Origin of the sequence: Sphingobium sp. SA2 (genome assembly GCF_032227065.1) — a bacterium.
Classification (GTDB): domain Bacteria; phylum Pseudomonadota; class Alphaproteobacteria; order Sphingomonadales; family Sphingomonadaceae; genus Sphingobium.
The window spans coordinates 1,171,233-1,190,083 of sequence record NZ_JAPMXX010000006.1 but is presented as its reverse complement, the minus strand read 5'-3'; the positions used below and the strand labels follow the sequence as shown (position 1 = coordinate 1,190,083).

At 63.8% G+C, this 18,851-nt stretch carries 15 protein-coding genes, 2 pseudogenes and 1 other annotated feature; of the genes and pseudogenes, 10 read left to right on the top strand and 7 right to left on the bottom strand.

Translation table 11 applies throughout. The features are described 5' to 3' along the window. The 9 genes and pseudogenes from OVY48_RS13450 to OVY48_RS13410 all read left to right on the top strand — a co-directional run bounded on the left by OVY48_RS13450 (position 1) and on the right by OVY48_RS13410 (position 11,459). Positions 1 to 1,566: an alpha-L-arabinofuranosidase C-terminal domain-containing protein gene (locus OVY48_RS13450; RefSeq protein WP_313923186.1), complete on the top strand. Its 1,566-nt coding sequence runs from the start codon at positions 1 to 3 to the stop codon at positions 1,564 to 1,566. A gap of 163 nt (positions 1,567 to 1,729) precedes the next feature. After that, the gene (locus OVY48_RS13445; protein ID WP_409593254.1) at positions 1,730 to 2,764 is read left to right on the top strand and encodes an arabinan endo-1,5-alpha-L-arabinosidase; all 1,035 of its coding nucleotides are present in this window, start codon (positions 1,730 to 1,732) and stop codon (positions 2,762 to 2,764) included. A gap of 12 nt (positions 2,765 to 2,776) precedes the next feature. Further along, complete coding sequence (locus tag OVY48_RS13440) at positions 2,777 to 4,204, top strand: glycoside hydrolase family 43 protein (protein WP_313923185.1); 1,428 nt, start codon at positions 2,777 to 2,779, stop codon at positions 4,202 to 4,204. 247 nt (positions 4,205 to 4,451) lie between these two features. Beyond that, positions 4,452 to 6,010 (top strand): annotated as a pseudogene (locus OVY48_RS13435) (TonB-dependent receptor plug domain-containing protein); the annotation flags it as partial. 8 nt (positions 6,011 to 6,018) lie between these two features. After that, a pseudogene (locus OVY48_RS13430) lies at positions 6,019 to 8,034 on the top strand (TonB-dependent receptor); the annotation flags it as partial. A 237-nt stretch (positions 8,035 to 8,271) separates the two neighbouring features. After that, entirely contained in the window at positions 8,272 to 9,057 is a 786-nt protein-coding gene (lptB, locus tag OVY48_RS13425) for an LPS export ABC transporter ATP-binding protein (protein ID WP_043154571.1), read from the top strand. Between the two features lie 134 nt (positions 9,058 to 9,191). After that, entirely contained in the window at positions 9,192 to 10,712 is a 1,521-nt protein-coding gene (gene rpoN, locus OVY48_RS13420) for an RNA polymerase factor sigma-54 (protein WP_313924781.1), read from the top strand. Between the two features lie 55 nt (positions 10,713 to 10,767). Continuing rightward, complete coding sequence (locus OVY48_RS13415) at positions 10,768 to 11,121, top strand: type II toxin-antitoxin system RelE/ParE family toxin (RefSeq protein WP_313923184.1); 354 nt, start codon at positions 10,768 to 10,770, stop codon at positions 11,119 to 11,121. A gap of 5 nt (positions 11,122 to 11,126) precedes the next feature. Beyond that, positions 11,127 to 11,459, top strand: coding sequence for an XRE family transcriptional regulator (locus tag OVY48_RS13410; RefSeq protein WP_313923183.1), 333 nt, complete (start codon positions 11,127 to 11,129; stop codon positions 11,457 to 11,459). A gap of 14 nt (positions 11,460 to 11,473) precedes the next feature. Here the strand turns inward: OVY48_RS13410 and OVY48_RS13405 are convergent, their stop codons facing one another. The 7 genes from OVY48_RS13405 to OVY48_RS13375 form a co-directional block, all read right to left on the bottom strand. Beyond that, the gene (locus tag OVY48_RS13405; protein ID WP_313923182.1) at positions 11,474 to 12,325 is read right to left on the bottom strand and encodes a universal stress protein; all 852 of its coding nucleotides are present in this window, start codon (positions 12,323 to 12,325) and stop codon (positions 11,474 to 11,476) included. Positions 12,326 to 12,336: 11 nt separating this feature from the next. After that, positions 12,337 to 13,821: a SulP family inorganic anion transporter gene (locus tag OVY48_RS13400; protein ID WP_313923181.1), complete on the bottom strand. Its 1,485-nt coding sequence runs from the start codon at positions 13,819 to 13,821 to the stop codon at positions 12,337 to 12,339. Positions 13,822 to 13,908: 87 nt separating this feature from the next. Then, positions 13,909 to 13,962: a sequence feature (sul1 is cis-regulatory element that is thought to sense ions involved in sulfur or methionine metabolism; They are found in Alphaproteobacteria), on the bottom strand. 62 nt (positions 13,963 to 14,024) lie between these two features. Further along, the gene (gene arsH / locus OVY48_RS13395; RefSeq protein WP_409593251.1) at positions 14,025 to 14,786 is read right to left on the bottom strand and encodes an arsenical resistance protein ArsH; all 762 of its coding nucleotides are present in this window, start codon (positions 14,784 to 14,786) and stop codon (positions 14,025 to 14,027) included. Continuing rightward, positions 14,783 to 15,841: an ACR3 family arsenite efflux transporter gene (gene arsB / locus OVY48_RS13390; RefSeq protein ID WP_313923180.1), complete on the bottom strand. Its 1,059-nt coding sequence runs from the start codon at positions 15,839 to 15,841 to the stop codon at positions 14,783 to 14,785. The genes arsH and arsB overlap by 4 nt, the downstream gene beginning before the upstream one ends. Before the next feature lie 2 nt (positions 15,842 to 15,843). Beyond that, the gene (gene arsC, locus OVY48_RS13385) at positions 15,844 to 16,290 is read right to left on the bottom strand and encodes an arsenate reductase (glutaredoxin) (RefSeq protein ID WP_313923179.1); all 447 of its coding nucleotides are present in this window, start codon (positions 16,288 to 16,290) and stop codon (positions 15,844 to 15,846) included. Next, a complete protein-coding gene (locus OVY48_RS13380) occupies positions 16,287 to 16,808 on the bottom strand; it encodes an arsenate reductase ArsC (RefSeq protein WP_313923178.1) in 522 nt (173 codons plus the stop codon). Before OVY48_RS13380 ends, arsC begins: the two co-directional genes overlap by 4 nt. Then, positions 16,805 to 17,158: a helix-turn-helix transcriptional regulator gene (locus tag OVY48_RS13375; protein WP_313923177.1), complete on the bottom strand. Its 354-nt coding sequence runs from the start codon at positions 17,156 to 17,158 to the stop codon at positions 16,805 to 16,807. Before OVY48_RS13375 ends, OVY48_RS13380 begins: the two co-directional genes overlap by 4 nt. Positions 17,159 to 17,301: 143 nt before the next feature. Between OVY48_RS13375 and OVY48_RS13370 the strand changes: the two genes are divergently transcribed. Then, positions 17,302 to 18,798 (top strand): alkaline phosphatase, encoded by a 1,497-nt coding sequence (locus OVY48_RS13370; RefSeq protein ID WP_313923176.1) that lies wholly within the window; start codon positions 17,302 to 17,304, stop codon positions 18,796 to 18,798. Positions 18,799 to 18,851: the final 53 nt, after the last annotated feature.

Genomic DNA, 18,851 nt, shown 5'->3' with positions numbered 1-18,851 from the left:
ATGATAAAAACCCTGCGCCGTACCACCGCCGCACTGCTGCTTTGCGCCAGTGCTCTGACGACCAGTGCCTTTGCCGACACCAACGGCAAGCCGACCACCGCGACGATCAATGCGGCGCAGCCCGGCCCGGTCTATGACAAGCGCATCTTCACGCAATTTGCGGAGCATCTGGGCAATGGCATCTATGGCGGGCTGTGGGTCGGCAACGACAAGTCGATTCCCAACACCAACGGCTTTCGCAACGATGTGATCTCGGCGCTCAAGAATCTGTCGGTGCCGGTCGTGCGCTGGCCGGGCGGTTGCTTTGCCGACGAATATCATTGGCGGGAAGGCATTGGCGGGAAGGCCAAGCGCCCGGTCAAGATCAACACCCATTGGGGCGGCGTGACCGAACCCAATACGGTCGGCACCCATGAATTTTTCGAACTGATCCGCCAGATCGGCGCGGAGGCCTATGTCGCGGGCAATGTCGGCAATGGCAGCCCGCAGGAAATGGGCGAATGGGTCGAATATATGACCTCGCCCGCCGGGACCTTGGCCGACGAGCGCGCCAAGAACGGACATAAGGAGCCGTGGGCGGTTCCCTATTTCGGCATCGGCAACGAGCTGTGGGGCTGTGGCGGCAATATGCGCGCCGAATATGCCGCCGACGTGACGCGCCGCTATGCCACCTTCATCAAGGCGCCTGCCGGCACCAAGATCCTCAAGATCGCGGCGGGTGCCAATGTCGATGATTATAACTGGACCGAGGTGATGATGCGGGAGGCGGGCGATCAGCTCGACGCCGTTTCGCTCCATTATTACACCCTGCCCCAGGGTGGCTGGCCGCCCAAGGCGGACCCGGTGAATTTCGACGAGACTTTGTGGGCCGACACGCTGGCCAAGGCCGTCCATATGGATGAGCTTATCACCAAGCATACCGCCATCATGGACAAATATGATCCCAAGAAGCGCGTCTTCCTGGCGGTGGACGAATGGGGCACCTGGTATGCGCAAGACCCCGGCACGCACCCTGGCTTCCTGCGTCAGCAGAATACGCTGCGCGATGCGCTGGTCGCGTCCATCCATCTCGACATCTTCGCCAAACATGCCGACCGGGTGAAGATGAGCGCCATCGCCCAGATGGTGAACGTGTTGCAGGCGATGATCCTGACCGACGGCAAGAAGATGGTGCTGACCCCCACCTATCATGTGTTCGAAATGTACAAGCCCTGGCAGGATGCGACGGTTCTACCGATCAGCATCGACACGCCTTGGTATAATAAGGACCAGTTCGTGATGCCCGCGGTCAGCGGTTCGGCGGTGCGGGGCAAGGATGGCAAGGTCCATGTCGGCCTGTCCAACCTCGACCCGACCCAGCCCAATACGGTGACCGTCAAGCTCGATGGCCTGACCGCCGGAACGGTATCGGGCCGCGTCCTGACCGCTGGCGCGATGAACGCGCATAACACGTTCGATGCGCCCGAAACCGTCAAGCCCGCCGCCTTTACCGGCGCGCAGGTGAATGGCGGCACGCTGACCGTCACCTTGCCGCCGATGTCGGTGGTGGTGCTGGACCTGCAATAAGGCGATCTGGAGGGGAGGTTCGACCTCCCCTCCCCGTTCGCCCTGAGCTTGTCGAAGGGCCGCACTTCCCTTCGGGTAAAAGTGCAGGGCTTCGACAGGCTCAGCCCGAACGGGTTGGTGGGACGGAATTTTTCGCCACCCCTATCTGTGAAGAGGACAGACATTGTTCAAAATTGCTCAATTCGCCTGTCTTGCGGCGATCAGCCTTGCTGGCCCGACCCTCGCCCAGCCCGCCGCTGCCCCGCCGAGCGCGCCGACGCTCAACAGCCGCCTGACCGGCGACCTCGCCCCTACCCATGATCCGGTGATCATCCGGCAGGGTGATGTCTATCATGTGTTCGGCACTGGCCATGGCCAGCGGCTGATCGAAACGCGCACCTCGCCCGACCTTGTGCGCTGGACGGCCGGGCCGCCGGTATTCACCGCGCTGCCCGATTGGGCGAAGCAGGCGATCCCCGGCAGCGATGGCATGTGGGCGCCCGACATCAGCTTCGTGGATGGCCGCTACCGGCTTTATTACTCCGTCTCGACCTTTGGTTCGAACCGCTCGGCGATCGGCCTGGCCACCAGTCCGACGCTCGACCCGAAGTCGCCGGACTTCAAATGGCGCGATGAAGGCATGGTCGTCATGTCCACCAAGGACGATGACTATAATGCCATCGACCCCAATTTCATCATCGACCGCGAAGGCCGCCACTGGCTCTCGCTCGGCAGCTTCTGGACCGGCCTCAAATTGTTCGAGCTGGACCCCAAGAGCGGCAAGCCCAAGGATGCGACGGCCAAGCCTGTGTCGATCGCGCGCCGCGCGGCTCCGGCTGGTGGTCCTGCTCCTGTCGAAGCGCCCTTTATCGTCGATCATGGCGGCTATTATTGGCTGATGGCGTCCTATGATTATTGCTGCAAGGGCGTGAACAGCACCTATTATACCGTGATCGGCCGGTCCAAGGACATCACCGGGCCGTATCTCGGCAAGGATGGCAGTGCGATGATGGAGGGTGGCGGCACCATCTTCCTGCGCGCGGATTTGCAGGAGCAGCAGCGTTTCCGTGGCCCCGGCCATGCCGGGTGGCTGCACGATAAGGACGGCAAAGATTATGTCGTCTACCACGCTTATGACAAGCAAGCCGACGGTGCCCCCACCCTGCGCATCGCGCCGGTGCGCTGGGGCGCGGACGGCTGGCCCGTCGCAGATTATTGAGGAAACGACGCTATGAACCACATCAACCGCCGCCTCTTCCTGGCCGGTGCCGCGATATTACCGACTGCCTGCGGCAAGCTGGGCGCCATACCCGTTGCACCGACCGCTGACGGCCCCGTTCCGGTCAATCCGCTGATCAAGCAGCGCGCCGACGCGCAGATCTTCCGCCATGACGATGGCTATTATTATATGACCGGGTCGGTCCCCGAATATGACCGGCTGGTGCTGCGTCGGTCGAAGACAATCGCGGGCCTCGCTACCGCGACCGAAGCCGTGCTGTGGCGGCATGAAAAGACCGGGCCGATGTCGGGTTTCCTGTGGGCGCCCGAACTGCATATGGTGGACGGCAAATGGATCGTCTATTTCGCCGCTGGTCCGAGCGGCGGTGGCGAGGATGTGTTTCGCATCCGCACCTATGCGGTGGTGTGCGACGGCCCCGACCCGATGGTCGGCAAATGGAGCGTTCTGGGCGAATTGCAGACGCCCTGGGACAGTTTCAACCTCGATTCGACCATCTTCACGCACAAGGGCACGCGCTATATGGCGTGGGCGCAGCGCGAGCCGGGCATCGAAACGAACAGCAACCTGTACATCGCCAAGCTGGAATCGGCGCTCAAGCTGGGCAAGGCGACGCGGATCGCCGTGCCGACGCTGGATTGGGAAATCCGCGGCTACAAGGTCGCCGAAGCGCCCGCCGTCCTGCATCGCAATGGTCGCCTGTTCATGACCTATTCGGCCAGCGCGACCGATGCGCGCTATTGCCTGGGGCTGTTGACGGCGGACGAGAATGCCGACCTGCTGGATGCCAAGAGCTGGGTCAAATCGCCGCAGCCGGTGTTCGTCACCAATGCGGCGACGAGCGTCTATGGGCCGGGCCACAACAGCTTCACCGTGGATGAGCAGGGCCGTGACATCCTGGTCTATCATGGGCGCGACTATGAGACGATCCAGGGCGATCCGCTGCTCAACCCCGACCGCCATACCCGCGTCCAGCGGCTCTATTATACCGCCGATGGCACGCCCGATTTCGGCGTGCCGGTGGGCAATGGCCCGCTGCCCGAACGGTTCATCGCGGTGGCCGACCCCAAGCGGCTGATGGCGCATGACGGCACCCGCCTGGTCGCGGGCAACCCGGCCCTGCCTCAGACGCAGTTCCGCCAGTCGCCCGGCCGTGCCGGGGCCAAGAGCATCATGCTGTCCCCCATATTGATGCCCGATCATTATCTGGTCGCGGCCAAGGATGGGTCGATCAGCCTGGAAAAGGACAGCAAGAGCGCCGATTTCGCGCTGCGCAGCCAGTTCGTCCGCTTCGAGGAAAAGGCCAGCGACGCGCTGCGCTTCGTCGCCATCTCCGCGCCGGGCAAGGCGATCGGCACCGTCGGCGATCAGTTGCGGCTGGTGCCGAGCCGGGACGCTACGGCTTACTGGCGTGCGGACTGACATTCCATAATATGTCTGACAAATAGGTGGTGCCAGGGGCCGGTTTCCAGCAGGAGACCGGCCCCTTCGCTTATGTGGGTATCCGATCGACACCCGATAGCTCGTGGCCTGTGGCAATAATGTAACTAGCGCCGGACATTCGTGTCGCGACGCCCTCATTTTCCGCTTGCGATTCATTTGTCGGAGCAATAATTAGTCCGAGTAATTCACGCATGGCCAAGGGCCAGCTCCAGGGAGGATATCTGACATGGCCCTCAAGCCGATCGTAATGGGTTCCGCATCGCTCTTCGCGCTGATGCTGGCGGGCGCTGCCCAGGCCCAAACCGCCCCCGCAACGCCGCAGGCAGCGCCGGAAGAGGAAGTCGCCGATATCGTCGTGACCGGCGTCCGCGCCTCGATCGTCGGCGCGCTCAACGTGCGCCGGGAATCGACCCAGATCGTCGATTCGATCGTTTCGGAAGATGTCGGCAAATTGCCCGACAATAATGTCGTCGAAGCCCTGCAGCGCGTGACCGGCATCCAGGTCACCGACCGCGCCGGCGGCGAAGCGGCGACCATCACCATTCGCGGCCTGACCGATCCGCTGACCACGCTCAATGGCCGCAACATCTTCACCGCTGCTGGCACGTCCTTCGCGTTGCAGGACATCTCCGCCAACCTCGTCAAGCAGGTCGATGTCTACAAGACCCGTTCGGCCGACCAGCTGGAAACCGGCCTGGCGGGCCAGATCGACGTGCAGACCCGTCGCCCGCTCGACTTTGACGGCTTCACCATTTCGGGCCTGGCGCGCGGCGTTTATTCGGAACTTGCCGACAAGGTGAACCCCAATGTCGCGCTGCTGGTCAGCGACCGCTGGGAAACCGGCATCGGCGACATCGGCTTCCTGGTGAATGGCAGCTACACCCGCGCCGAATTTCGCAACCAGAATTTGCAGGCCGGTGCCATGGTGCCGTTCGCCACCGAAACGCCGCCGGAAGGGTCGGGCCTGACCCCGCTGCAACGCATCTTCCCCGGTGCTACCAATGAAAACTGGACGCCTGGTCTCGACGCGGGCCTGCCGACCGCGCCGGGATCGACGCTCAACATCAATGGCGTCGAAACCCCCTATTATCTCGCCCGCGACGCCGTCATCGCATCCGATGTCTATGGCAAGCGCGATCGGAAGGCGATCAACGCCGCGCTGCAATGGGCGCCGAACGACAGCTCGGTCTACACCGCTGAGGTCTTCTACACGGGGTTCAAGGGCGAGACGTTCAACAGCCTGAACTTCAGCTTTGTCGATTGGTGGGGCAACCTGCCTACTGACGTGGCCAACAGCTTCGAACTGTTCGAAGGCACCAACATCATCAAGTCGCGGCGAGCCGGCGCGGTCGCGGGCTTCAACAGCGGCGACCGCGACCGACCAGCCGCACCGACAGCTATGTCTATGCCTTCAACGCCAAGTGGGATGTGGGTGAGCGCGGCAAGATTTCGGCCGACATCGCCTATCAGGACAGCAAGAACGAGACGAGCTTCTTTGCCATCCGTACCGATCGCGGCCCGCTCGACATCGATGTCGATTTCAACGCCGGCGGCGGCCTGCCCGCCTATAGCTTTAGCTTTGGCAATCAGGACGTCCTGACCGACGCGAGCAAGTGGACTGTCGGCAACCTGTTCGACAGCGGCACCAAGAATACCGGTAGCGCGCTGACGATGATGCTGGACGGCGAATATGAGTGGGACGAGGGCTTCCTGCGCCGCATCAAGGCGGGCTGGCGCTATGACAAGCGTTCGGCCGACAGCTATGTCCGCGATCAGGGTGCCGGTGCATACACGTCATCGCATCCGATGTCTATGGCAAGCGCGATCGGAAGGCGATCAACGCCGCGCTGCAATGGGCGCCGAACGACAGCTCGGTCTACACCGCTGAGGTCTTCTACACGGGGGTTCAAGGGCGAGACGTTCAACAGCCTGAACTTCAGCTTTGTCGATTGGTGGGGCAACCTGCCTACTGACGTGGCCAACAGCTTCGAACTGTTCGAAGGCACCAACATCATCAAGTCGCGGCGAGCCGGCGCGGTCGCGGGCTTCAACAGCGGCGACCGGGCGACCAGCCGCACCGACAGCTATGTCTATGCCTTCAACGCCAAGTGGGATGTGGGTGAGCGCGGCAAGATTTCGGCCGACATCGCCTATCAGGACAGCAAGAACGAGACGAGCTTCTTTGCCATCCGTACCGATCGCGGCCCGCTCGACATCGATGTCGATTTCAACGCCGGCGGCGGCCTGCCCGCCTATAGCTTTGGCAATCAGGACGTCCTGACCGACGCGAGCAAGTGGACTGTCGGCAACCTGTTCGACAGCGGCACCAAGAATACCGGTAGCGCGCTGACGATGATGCTGGACGGCGAATATGAGTGGGACGAGGGCTTCCTGCGCCGCATCAAGGCGGGCTGGCGCTATGACAAGCGTTCGGCCGACAGCTATGTCCGCGATCAGGGTGCCGGTGCATACGTTGCCCAACCCCTGCCTATGATCCAACGCGCCCAGTCAGTCCGGCGAACCCGGACCGCATCCCCGTTCCCCTGTCTGTTGGAATTTGGCGAAGGCAGCCCCTTCACCAACGAAGGCTTCTTCGACGGCCGTGCCAATATCCCGACCAGCTGGGTGCTGGCCGATCCGCGCAGCATGGACAGGGATGGCGTGCGCAGCCTGTATCGCGCCGTCGCGCCCGGTCTGCTGCTGTCTGACCAGCTGAGCTTCGGCCGCGTGTTCGGCATCGAGGAAAGCAACCTGGCCGCCTATATCGTGGCCGATGCCGAGGTCGAGATTTTCGGGCGTCCGCTGCAATTGCAGGGTGGCGTGCGCTATGTCGCGATCGATACCGACTATGAATATTTCGACCGGGGCGCGAATTTCGCCCGGACCGGCGTGTCGACCGGTTCCGACGATTTCCTGCCGTCCTTTACCGCGCGCTATGCCATCACCGACAATCTGCGCATCCGGTTCAACTATGGCCAAACGCTGCGTCGTCCGGCGTTCGGCGACCTCAATCCCAATCTGGCGCTCGGCGGCGATCTGTCGCGCATCGGTTTCGGCACCGGGTCTTCGGGTAACCCCAATTTGCGGGCGACCAAGTCGGAGAATATGGATCTGGCGATCGAATGGTATTTCGACCGCAACAGCGCCATCTATGCGACCGCCTTCCGCCGCAAGATCGAAGGTCTGGTCGTGCCGTTGACCGTTCGCGAGTTCATCCCGAACAACTATCTGCCGCGCAACGAGACCTATACCGAATTTTTTCAACATCACCCGTCCGGCGAACGCTTCCGATGGCACGCTCAAGGGGCTGGAACTGGGGCTGACCTACTTCCCCTCCTACCTACCCCTCCGTGCTTGACGGCCTTGGCTTCACCGGCAGCGCGACGATCCTGGATTCCGAACAGACGATCCCGGTCGTCAACAATGAAGGCGAAATCACCGGCACGGCCAAGTCCGCCTTCTTCGGCGTGTCGAAGCTGTCCTACAACGCCACGCTGGCCTATGACAAAGGCCCGATCGGCGCGCGCCTGTCCTACATCTGGCGCAAGGGCTTCTTGAACAACAATGAAGCGCGGGCCTTTGCCAACCCGATCGGCATGTGGCGTGCGCCTGAAAAGAGCCTGGACTTCCAACTGACGCTGAACGTGAACGAAGATATCGGCATCACCTTCGACGCGGTGAACACATCCAAGGCGAAGCAGCAGAATTATTACAAGTTCGGCGATGTCGGCAATCCGACCGAGTTCAACTCCAGCACGCTGCTGATCGACCGGACCTTTGCTCTGGGTGTCCGCTTCAAGTTTGACTGAGTGCCCATGGGGCGTGGCGTCTCCTCGCTGCGCTCCATGATGATATGGCGGTCGTTCCGGGTTCCTCTCCAACCCCGGAACGACCGCCATTTTTGTTTGAGCGAGGGTGAAAGGCGACGTCGCCTCACCTCGCAGCGCGGCGGTCGCGCCATTTTCCCCTTGCCCCGGCGGCGATCCCATGCACAAAGGATGCCAACTGGCGCGGGCGGTTCGCCGTCCGGCCGCAAGGATGGACCCATGCACGACGTCACCACCCAGGAACGGCCCGCCGCCCCCCGCCCTCCCGTCCCGCACGAGCTGGGCGATGGCCTGTCGGTCATCTCGATCGCCAAAAGCTACGACAATCGCGTGGTGTTGTCGGACGTGTCGCTGACCGTCGGCAAAGGCGAAGTCGTCGGCCTGCTTGGCCCCAATGGCGCGGGCAAGACGACCTGCTTCTATTCGGTCATGGGCCTCGTCCGCCCCGATCGCGGCCGCGTGCTGCTCGACGGGCAGGATATTACCAGCCTGCCCATGTATCGCCGCGCGATCCTGGGCCTTGGCTATCTGCCGCAGGAAACCTCGATCTTTCGTGGCCTGACCGTCGCGCAGAATATCAGCGCGGTGCTGGAAATGGCGGAGCCCGACAAGGCATCGCGCGCCGCGCGGCTGGAACAATTGCTCGACGAATTCGGCCTGACCCGGTTGCGCGATTCGGCGGCGATGGCGCTGTCGGGGGGCGAGCGCCGCCGCTGCGAGATTGCCCGCGCGCTGGCCGCCAATCCCTCGATCGTGCTGCTGGACGAACCCTTTGCGGGCATTGATCCGCTGTCGATCGCCGATATTCGCGACCTGGTGAAGCAGTTGAAGACGCGCGGCATCGGCGTGCTGATCACCGACCATAATGTCCGCGAGACGCTAGAAATCGTCGACCGCGCCTGCATCATCTATGACGGGCAAGTGCTGTTCACAGGCAGCCCGACCGAACTGGTCGCCAATGCCGACGTCCGCCGCCTGTATCTCGGCGAGAATTTCTCGTTGTGATGTAAGATGAAGCGGGGGCATTTTCTTTCTGAGCCGCACCGGCCCGCACCCCCACCCGGCCTCCCACAGTATAGGCTGGCTGGGCGTCCGGGTGGGGGCGCGAGCCGGTGCGCCAGCACAAGGCGCGCTGCCTGATGGCGCTCGGCCCACGCCTCGACATTCGGCAGAGCCAGTCGCTTGTCATGACGCCGCAGTTGCAGCAGGCGATCAAGCTGCTGGCGCTGTCCAATCTGGAGATCGAGGCGTTCGTCGCGGGCGAGTTGGAGAAAAATCCGCTGCTCGAATCGGGTGGCGGCGATGACGGTCCCCCGCCCGCCGACGGCATCGACCGCGAGCTTGAGCGCCCCACGCTGGCCGCCGAAACCGGGGCGAGCGACGATCTGATCGCGCAGGGGCTGGGCGGCGCGGACAGCCCGCTCGACGTCGATCATGGCGCGGACACGTTCATCGACGATGGCCCCGGCGACCGGATGGCGAGCGCACTCGGCGCCGGTGGCGGCGGCATGGACGCGATGACGGGCGGTTATGGCGACGAAGCCCCGGACTTCGACAGTTTCGCCGCGCCCAGTGCCAGCCTGCAGGAACATTTGATGGATCAGGCGCGCGCCGCGCTGTCGGGCGTGGACCTGATCGTCGCGGCGCAACTGATCGGCCAGATCAGCGAGGCGGGCTATCTGGAGGCGGACCTGTTGCAGACCGCCCATGCGATGGGCCTGCCGCTGGTCGAGGTCGAACGGGTGCTGGGCGTCATCCACAGCTTCGACCCGACCGGGATCGGCGCACGGTCGCTGGCCGAATGCCTGGCGCTGCAGGCCAAGGAAGCCGACCGCTACGACCCGTGCATCGCGCGCCTGCTCGCCAATCTCGACCTGCTGGCCAAGGGCGCGCTGCCCCAGTTGCGCCGCATCTGCGGGGTGGATGAGGAGGATATGGCCGACATGATCGCCGAATTGCGCGGCTATGACCCCAAGCCTGGCCTTAAATTCTCCAGCGATCGCGCTGCGCCGGTCACGCCCGACCTATTCGTGCGCCCGACCGCCGAGGGATGGAGCATCGAGGTCAACAGCGCCACCCTGCCCCGCGTGCTGGTCAACCGCAGCTATTATGTCGAACTGGCGACGGGCAAGCAGGACAAGAATGCCAAGGCGTGGCTCGCCGATTGCCTGGCCAGCGCCAATTGGCTCGTCAAGGCGCTCGACCAGCGGCAGAAGACGATCATCAAGGTCGCGAGCGAGATCGTCCGCTGCCAGGAGGATTTCTTTCGCAAGGGCGTGGCGCATTTGAAACCGCTGACGCTGCGCACCGTCGCCGACACGATCAAAATGCATGAATCGACCGTCAGCCGGGTGACATCGAACAAATATCTGTCCTGCCCGCGCGGGCAATATGAGCTGAAATATTTCTTCACCAGCGGCGTGTCGAACGCGGAAGGCGACGGCTCCGTCTCGGCCGAAGCGGTCAAGAGCCATATCAAGACGCTGATCATGGCCGAAGAGCCGCAGGCCATCCTGTCCGACGACACGCTGGTCGAGCTGTTGCGTGCGCGCGGCATGGACATAGCCCGCCGCACCGTCGCCAAATATCGCGAGGCGATGGGGATTGGATCGTCGGTGCAACGGCGGCGGCAGAAGGCGCTGAAGGGGAAGGCGGCCTGAGGTATATAGCCTAAAGCCTATGGACATAATATAGGCTATAAGCTATTATCCGCTTATGGCGTGGACGGTCCTCTATCATCAGGCGTTTGTTCCGGAGATGGAGGCGCTGCCAGAGGTGGTTCAAGACGGGCTGCTGACCATCGCCGAGTTATTGATATTGGCTGGGCCAACGCTGGGTCGCCCTCATGCCGACACACTGGCGGGATCCCGCCATGCCAATATGAAGGAGCTACGCTTTACGGCCCAGGATGGGGTGTGGCGGGTGGCCTTTGCGTTCGACCCCAAACGTCGCGCCATAATCCTTGTCGCAGGCGACAAGGCCGGGGTCGCCCAGAAGCGCTTTTACAAGACGCTGGTTGCCAAAGCCGATGCCCGCTTTGCCGAGCATCTGGAAACATTGAAAGGATAAGCAACATGGCAGTCACCCACGACGAAATCATGGCCCGCCTCCCCCAGGAGCGGCAGGACCGAATCAAGGCGCGCGCGGCGGAGCTTTACGCCGAGGTGGAAGGGTTGAAGGCGCTGCGCCTGCTCGCCCGACGCAGCCAGGAACAAATCGCGCAAAGCCTTGGCATCAAGCAACCCTCCGTCCTCAAGATCGAGCGGCAGACCGATCTCTACCTCTCGACCTTGCGCCGCTTCGTGGAGGCGGCGGGCGGGACGCTCGAACTGCGCGTCGAACTGCCTGGCACTGGCCCGTTCACGCTGACGGGGCTAGGCGACATCGACACTCGCGACGCCGCCTGACGGGCCAGCCCTTCTCACCGCACCAGCAGAACCGGTGCGTGGACGGTGCGGATGAGGGTGGTGGTGCTGCTGCCGACGATCAGGGTGCGGAGCGGGGAGTGGCCGTAGGCGCCCATCACCAATAGCGCTTGCGGCGTTGCGGCCATCAGTTCGGCGATGGCATCCTCCGGCTTGCCCGGCAGGATCGTCAGGGTGACGGTCGCGCTGGCCGATAAAGCAGTGCGGGCCTTGTCGAGTAGGGCGCGATGCTTGTCGTCGTCGGGGCCGACCGTCACGACCTGGATCGGCAGCCCGGCGAACAAGGGCGAATTGGCGACCCGTTCCAACGCGCGGTCGGCGGGTTTGCTGCCGTCATAGGCGAGGACCACGGACTGCGGGGCTTGCGCCGCACGCGCGGCGATTAGCACCGGCTTGGCGCTGGCGCGCACGACGCGCTCGATCTTCGAGCCGATATGGTCGGTGGCGAATTCATGGCTCGCGCCGCGCTTGCCGATGACGACGACGCGGGCATCCGCTTCCCGCTCGATAATCGTTTCGACGATGCCGCCATGGCGATGGAGCGGCGCGATGGCGGTGGCCCCGTCGGCGCGCAGCCGATCGGCCATGGTGGCGAGCAGCACGCGACCGCGTTCGATCTGAAGCCGGGAGTCGGCTTCCTCCAGCCGGGTCAATTCCTCCAGCAGTTCGCTCTTGGCCCCCAGGCCGATCGCGCCGCTGAGGTCATGGCGCTGTGCCACGGCATCGCGGCGCTGGACGACATGGAGCAGTTCGACCGGCAGATCGAGGCGCTTAGACGCCCAGGCGGCGAGGTCGCAGACGCTGGCCGCATAGGCCGAGGCGTCGATACAGGCGAGTATCTTGGTCATGGCGTCTCTCCTCAATGCGCGCCGAGTCGCGCGTCCGCACCCGGCTTGTCGTGCAGGGCATAGCGTTCGACCATCGCGGCGCTGGCGTCATTGAGGCCGATCACCTCGACCGCCGTGCCTTCGCGGCGGAATTTCAGGATCGCCTTATCGAGCGTGCCGATTGCCGAAATGTCCCAGAAATGCGCGTCGCTCACGTCGATCACGACGCGGTCGAGAACCTCCTTATAGTCGAAGGCAGAGGTGAAGCTGTCCGACGAGGCGAAGAAGACCTGGCCTGCGACGCGATAGGTGCGCGCATTGCCATCGGCTGATATTTCGGAGGTGACCGTGAAGAGCCGCTTGACCTTGCTCGCGAAGAACAGTCCCGACAGGATGACGCCCGCCAGCACGCCCTGCGCCAGGTCATGCGTCCACACGACGATGACGACGGTGGCGATCATGACGACCGAGGATTGCCACGGATTGGTCCGCAGATCCTTGATCGAGCGCCAGCTGAACGTGCCGATCGACACCATGATCATTACCGCGACCAGCGCGGGCATCGGGATCTGGGCCACGAACGGGCCGAGCACGACGATCAGGAATAGCAGGAAGGTGCCTGCGACGAGGGTCGACAGGCGGGTCGAACCGCCCGACTTCACGTTGATGACCGACTGGCCGATCATCGCGCAACCGCCCATGCCGCCGAGGAAGCCGGTGGCGAAATTGGCGATGCCCTGGCCCTTCATCTCGCGGCGCTTGTCCGACCCGGTGTCGGTCAGGTCATCGACGATCTGCGCCGTCATCATCGATTCCAGCAGGCCGACGGCCGCCATGGTCAGCGAATAGGGCAGGATGATCTGGAGCATTTCCAGCGTCAGCGGGACGTTGGGGATGAGGAAGGCCGGGAGGGTCGAGGGCAGTTCGCCCATGTCGCCCACCGTGTTGACATTCAGCCCGCCATAGATGGACAGGATCGTCAGGATGACGATCGCGACCAGCGGCGAGGGCACCGCCTTGGTGATACGCGGGAAGAGGTAGATGATGGCAAGGCCACCCGCGACCATCGCATAGGTCATCCAGGTCACGCCCATAAGCTGCGGTAATTGGGCGATGAAGATCAGGATCGCGAGCGCATTGACGAAGCCGGTGATGACCGACCGCGACACATATTGCATCAGCATGTCGAGCCGCAGGAAGCCAGCGATGACCTGAATGATGCCCATTAGGATGGTGGCGGCGAAGAGATACTCGATGCCATGGTCGCGCACGAGCGGCACCACCAGCACCGCGACGGCGGCGGTGGCGGCGGAGATCATGCCGGGGCGGCCGCCGACGAAGGCGATGATGAAGGCGATGGAGAAGGAGGCGTAGAGGCCGACGCGCGGATCGACGCCGGCGATGATGGAAAAGCCGATGGCTTCGGGGATCAGCGCCAGGGCGACGACGATCCCGGCGAGGATGTCGGCGCGCGGATTGGCGAGCCATTCGCGTTGCAGCGAGGCGATGGACAGCATTTGAAAAACCTAGATTGGCTAGCGGGGCATCGCGTGTGTGCGCGGAAACGCTCAAAACTCGGAAAAGCGAAGCCCAAATTCGCTAATGGTTATCCCGGGGATAGGCGCCGGGCCGAGCCACCCGACGATGCCGGGTCCAATGGATGCGGTCGCCTTATCCAAGATGCCTGATCGGCGCAAGAGTGACGGGCGCGGACGACGAGTCAGTCGGATGTCGCCAGCCCGGCCTTCTCGACATGGGTCGCCACCGGCTCGTTGCGATCCTTGCGCTCCGAATAGCGGTCCACCAACTGCTCGGCATGGGGTCGCAGCAGGACGGTGAAGCGGACCAGTTCCTCCACCACATCGACGATGCGGTAATAATAAGGGGATGGCTTCATCCGACCGGCCTCGTCAAATTCTTCATAGGCTTTGGCGACGGAGGACTGGTTGGGAATGGTGAACATCCGCATCCAGCGGCCAAGGACGCGCAGCGTGTTGATGCTGTTGAAGGATTGCGATCCGGCCGACACCTGCATCACCGCCAGCGTGCGCCCCTGTGTCGGGCGCAGTCCTTTATAGGCCAGCGGCAGATGATCGACCTGCGCCTTCATGATGCCGGTGATCTGGCCATGGCGTTCGGGGCTGCACCAGATCTGCCCTTCCGACCAGAGCGAATGGGCGCGCAGTTCATGGACGGCGGGGTGATCGTCGCCCGCCACCTGATCGGGCAGCGGTAGGTCGCGCGGGTCGAAGATGCGGGTTTCGCAGCCGAAAAACTGCAGCAGGCGCGCGGCTTCCTCGACCACCAGCCGCCAATAGGAGCGCTCGCGCAGCGATCCATAGAGCAGCAGGATGCGCGGCGGTGGGTCGAGAGCGCCTAAGCCCAGCGCGGGTTGGCGATGCGCATAGTCGGGGTGCAGCGCGGGCAGATGGTCGGGATCGGCGAGCGGACGGAGATAGGCGAACGGCATAGTGGCGCTCATGCAGCATCCTCCGCAAAGCGCGAGCGGGTGCGGTTGGCGAAGGCGACCAGCGAGAGCATCACCGGCACTTCGACCAGCACGCCCACCACCGTCGCCAGCGCCGCGCCGCTCGACAGGCCGAACAGGCCGATCGCGACCGCGACCGCCAGTTCAAAGAAGTTGGACGTGCCAATGAGCGCGCAGGGTGCCGCGATTCGGTGCGGCACCTTCCAGGCGAAGGCCCAGGCATAGGCGAGCGCGAAAATGCCATAGGATTGGAGGATGATCGGCACCGCGATCAGCGCAATCAGCAACGGTTGCCCGACGATGGTTTCGGCCTGGAAAGCGAAGAGCAGCACCACGGTCGCCAACAGGCCGATGATCGACCAGGGCTTGAGCCGGGCGGTGAAGGCGTCGACCGCGGCCGCATCGCCGCCATGCGCGGCGATCACGCGATGCCGCGTCAAAGCCCCCGCCGCAAGCGGGATCACGACATAGAGCAGGGTCGAGAGCAGCAGCGTTTCCCACGGCACCACGATGTCCGTGACGCCGAGCAGCAGCGCGACGATGGGTGCGAAGGCGACGATCATCACCAGATCGTTCACCGACACCTGCACGAGCGTATAGGCCGGGTCGCCGCGCGTCATCTGCGACCAGACAAACACCATCGCGGTGCAGGGCGCGGCGCCCAGCAGGATCAGCCCGGCAATATATTGGTCGGCATCGCCACGCGGAATAAGGCCGCTATAGAGATAGTCGAAGAACAGGACGGCGAGCGCCGCCATGGTGAAGGGCTTGACCAGCCAGTTGATGACGATGGTGATGATGAGGCCGCGCGGCTTGCGGCCGATGTCGCGGATGCTGCCGAAATCGACGCCGACCATCATCGGATAGATCATCGTCCAGATCAGCACCGCGACGATCAGGTTGACCGAGGCTATTTCCAGCCCGGCCAGCATCGCGAAGGCACCGGGCGCGACATTGCCCGCCACGATCCCAACCGCGATCGCCAGCGCGACCCAGAGCGAGAGCCAGCGTTCGAACAGGCCGAGCGGCGAGGCGGATGCGGTGGCCATGATTATTCGCTCCCGACCGGCTTGGGGCTGCGCTGGCCCATGGCGTCAATCACCTGCTCGCCATCTTCCTTGGCGAAGGCCGCTTGCTGCGCCGCCGGAAGGATATCCAGCACCGCTTCGGAGGGACGACAGAGTTTGACGCCCAACGGCGAGACCACCAGCGGGCGGTTGATGAGGATGGGGTGCGCCATCATCGCGTCGATCAGTGCGGCGTCGGACAGGCTGTCATCGTCCAGCCCCAATTCGGCAAAGGGCGTGCCCTTTTCGCGCAGCAGGGCGCGCGGCGTCATCCCGGCGCGGGCGATCAGGCTTTCGAGCAGCGCGCGCGACGGTGGCGTTTTCAGATATTCGATCACATGCGGTTCGATGCCCGCATTGCGGATCATCGCCAGCGTGTTGCGCGATGTGCCGCATTCGGGGTTATGATAGATGATGATGTCGTGGGTCATGCGTTTGCTCCCGCCTGCGCGCTGGCACCCTCGCCTTGGCCGATTTCCTTGAGCCTGCGCTGCGTCGCCATGGCATCCAGCGCGTCGAGCGGCAGTTCCAAAAAGAGCGTGATGCGGTTGCGCAGATAGCGCAGCGCGGTGAGGAAAGCGTCGCGCTGCCCCTCCCCGTCCACAGCAGCCGGGTCTTCGATGCCCCAATGGGCGGTCATGGGGTGGCCGATCCACACCGGGCAGGCCTCGCCGGCCGCATTGTCGCAGACGGTGAAGATGAAATCGAACTGCGGCGCACCGGGCGCGGCGAACTCGTCCCAGCTTTTCGAGCGCATGCCCTCCGTCTCGAACCCAAACCCCGACAGGACGGACAGGGCCATGGGATGGACCGCACCCTTGGGCTGGCTGCCCGCGCTCCAGGCGCGAAACCGGCCCGCGCCCAGCTTGTTCATCAGCGCTTCGCCCAGGATCGAGCGGGCCGAATTGCCGGTACACAGGAACAGGACATTATAGACTTTGTCGGTCATGCTGGGGCTCCTTCGGAAACGGCGTCGCACGTAATGGAAGAAAGAAGGCCGGCGCACAGCGTCGGATCGCCCTGGCAGCAATCGGCCATCAGAAAGCCGAGCAGCGCCTGCATCCCGGCATAGTCGGCGGCATAATGGATGAGGCGACTGGTGCGCCAGGAGGTGGTGAGGCCTGCCTGTTCCAGCTTTGCCAGATGATGCGACATGGTCGAGGGCGGGACATCCATCGCTTCGGCCAAGGCACCAGCAATCATGCCATCAGGACCGGCCTTCACCAGCAGGCGGAAGACCGAAAGGCGGGTGTCCTGTGCCAGCGCGGCCAGCGCCGCGACGGCCTTGTCCTGATCCATGGCGAGTCCTTTATTCGATATTTGTCGAAATATGGCGCTGCCAAGGGCTCGTCAACGACATTTCGAGAGGTATCGAAATATTCCGATAATGTAGCATCTCTGTCATGATTGGATGAAAGGGGGTGCGGCAAAGGAGTCTCTTCATGGTCGCTGCCCGCCGTCTTGCCCGTTCGTCCGTTCTTGCTTTGCTATTCGCTGCCAGCCCGGCGCTGGCGCAACATGCCAGCACTACTGACGCCTATCGCGCGCAGGCGATGGCCGAGCTGGAGCGGATCAAGGCAGACGCGCCGGTCGTCGGCAAGGCGCGCAACATCATCCTGTTCATCGGCGATGGCATGGGGGTCAGCACGCTGACGGCGGCGCGCATCCATCAGGGGCAGCGCCAGGGCGTGGACGGCGAATCCTTCGTGCCGACCATGGACCGGCTGTCCAGCACGGCGCAGGTCAAAACCTATTCGCATGACGGGCAAGTGTCGGATTCCGCGCCGACCGCGACGGCGATCCTGACCGGGGTCAAGACCCGCAACGGCGTCATCGGCGTCGGCCCGGAAGTGCCGGAAAATGACTGCGCGACGAGCAAGGCGCATCGCCTGCCCTCGCTGTTCGGCTTTGCGCAGGGTCAGGGCATGGCGACCGGCGTGATCTCGACCGCGCGCATCACCCATGCGACGCCCGCCGCCACCTATGCCCACACCGCCCAGCGCGACTGGGAAGCCGATGGCGACCTGACGCCCGACGCCCGCGCGCAGGGCTGCATCGACATTGCGCGGCAGATGGTGGAGGGCGACGTCGGCGCGCGGCTCGACCTGATCCTGGGCGGGGGGCGCGCCAATTTCCTGCCGACCACCAGCCGCGATCCCGAATATGCCGCCATGACGGGCAAGCGCACCGACCGCAAAGACCTGACCAAGGCCTGGCAGCGGCGCAATCCGCGCGGGGCCTATGTCTGGAACAGCGCGGATTTCGCCAAGGTCGACCTGACCCGCACGCCCCGCCTGCTAGGCCTGTTCGAGCCCGACCATATGCAATATGAGGCCGACCGCGCCAAGGACACAGGCGGCGAACCGTCGCTGGCGGACATGACCCGTTCGGCGATCACGATGTTGGGCAGCCGCGACAAGGGCTATATACTGCTGGTGGAAGCGGGCCGGATTGACCATGCCCACCATGCCGGGAACGCCCGCCGCGCGCTGGAAGACACGATCGCGCTCGATGAGGCGGTGAAGGTCGCGATGGACATGACCAATCGCGCCGATACGCTGGTGCTGGTCACGGCCGACCATAGCCACACGTTCGCGATGAGCGGCTATCCCGGCCGGGGCAACCCTATCCTGGGCGCGGTGACCAATGGCGGCCAGGCGCTCAAGGCCAAGGACGGCAAGGGCTATACGACATTGGGCTATGCCAATGGACCGGGCGCGACGATCGACACGCCGCGCGCCGACCCGCTCCAGACCGACACCACCGCACTCGATTATCGCCAGCAGGCGCTGGTGCCGCTGGGGTCCGAAACCCATGGCGGCGACGATGTCCTCGCCCGTGCTTCAGGGCCGATGGCACATCTGGTCAAGGGCACGATCGAGCAGCACAGCCTCTATTATATCATGCGCGAGGCGTTGGCCGGGCCGACCGCGGAATAGCCCGTGGCGCATTCGCGCCAGCAACAGGTTGCACGATGGATCATGCACGATAG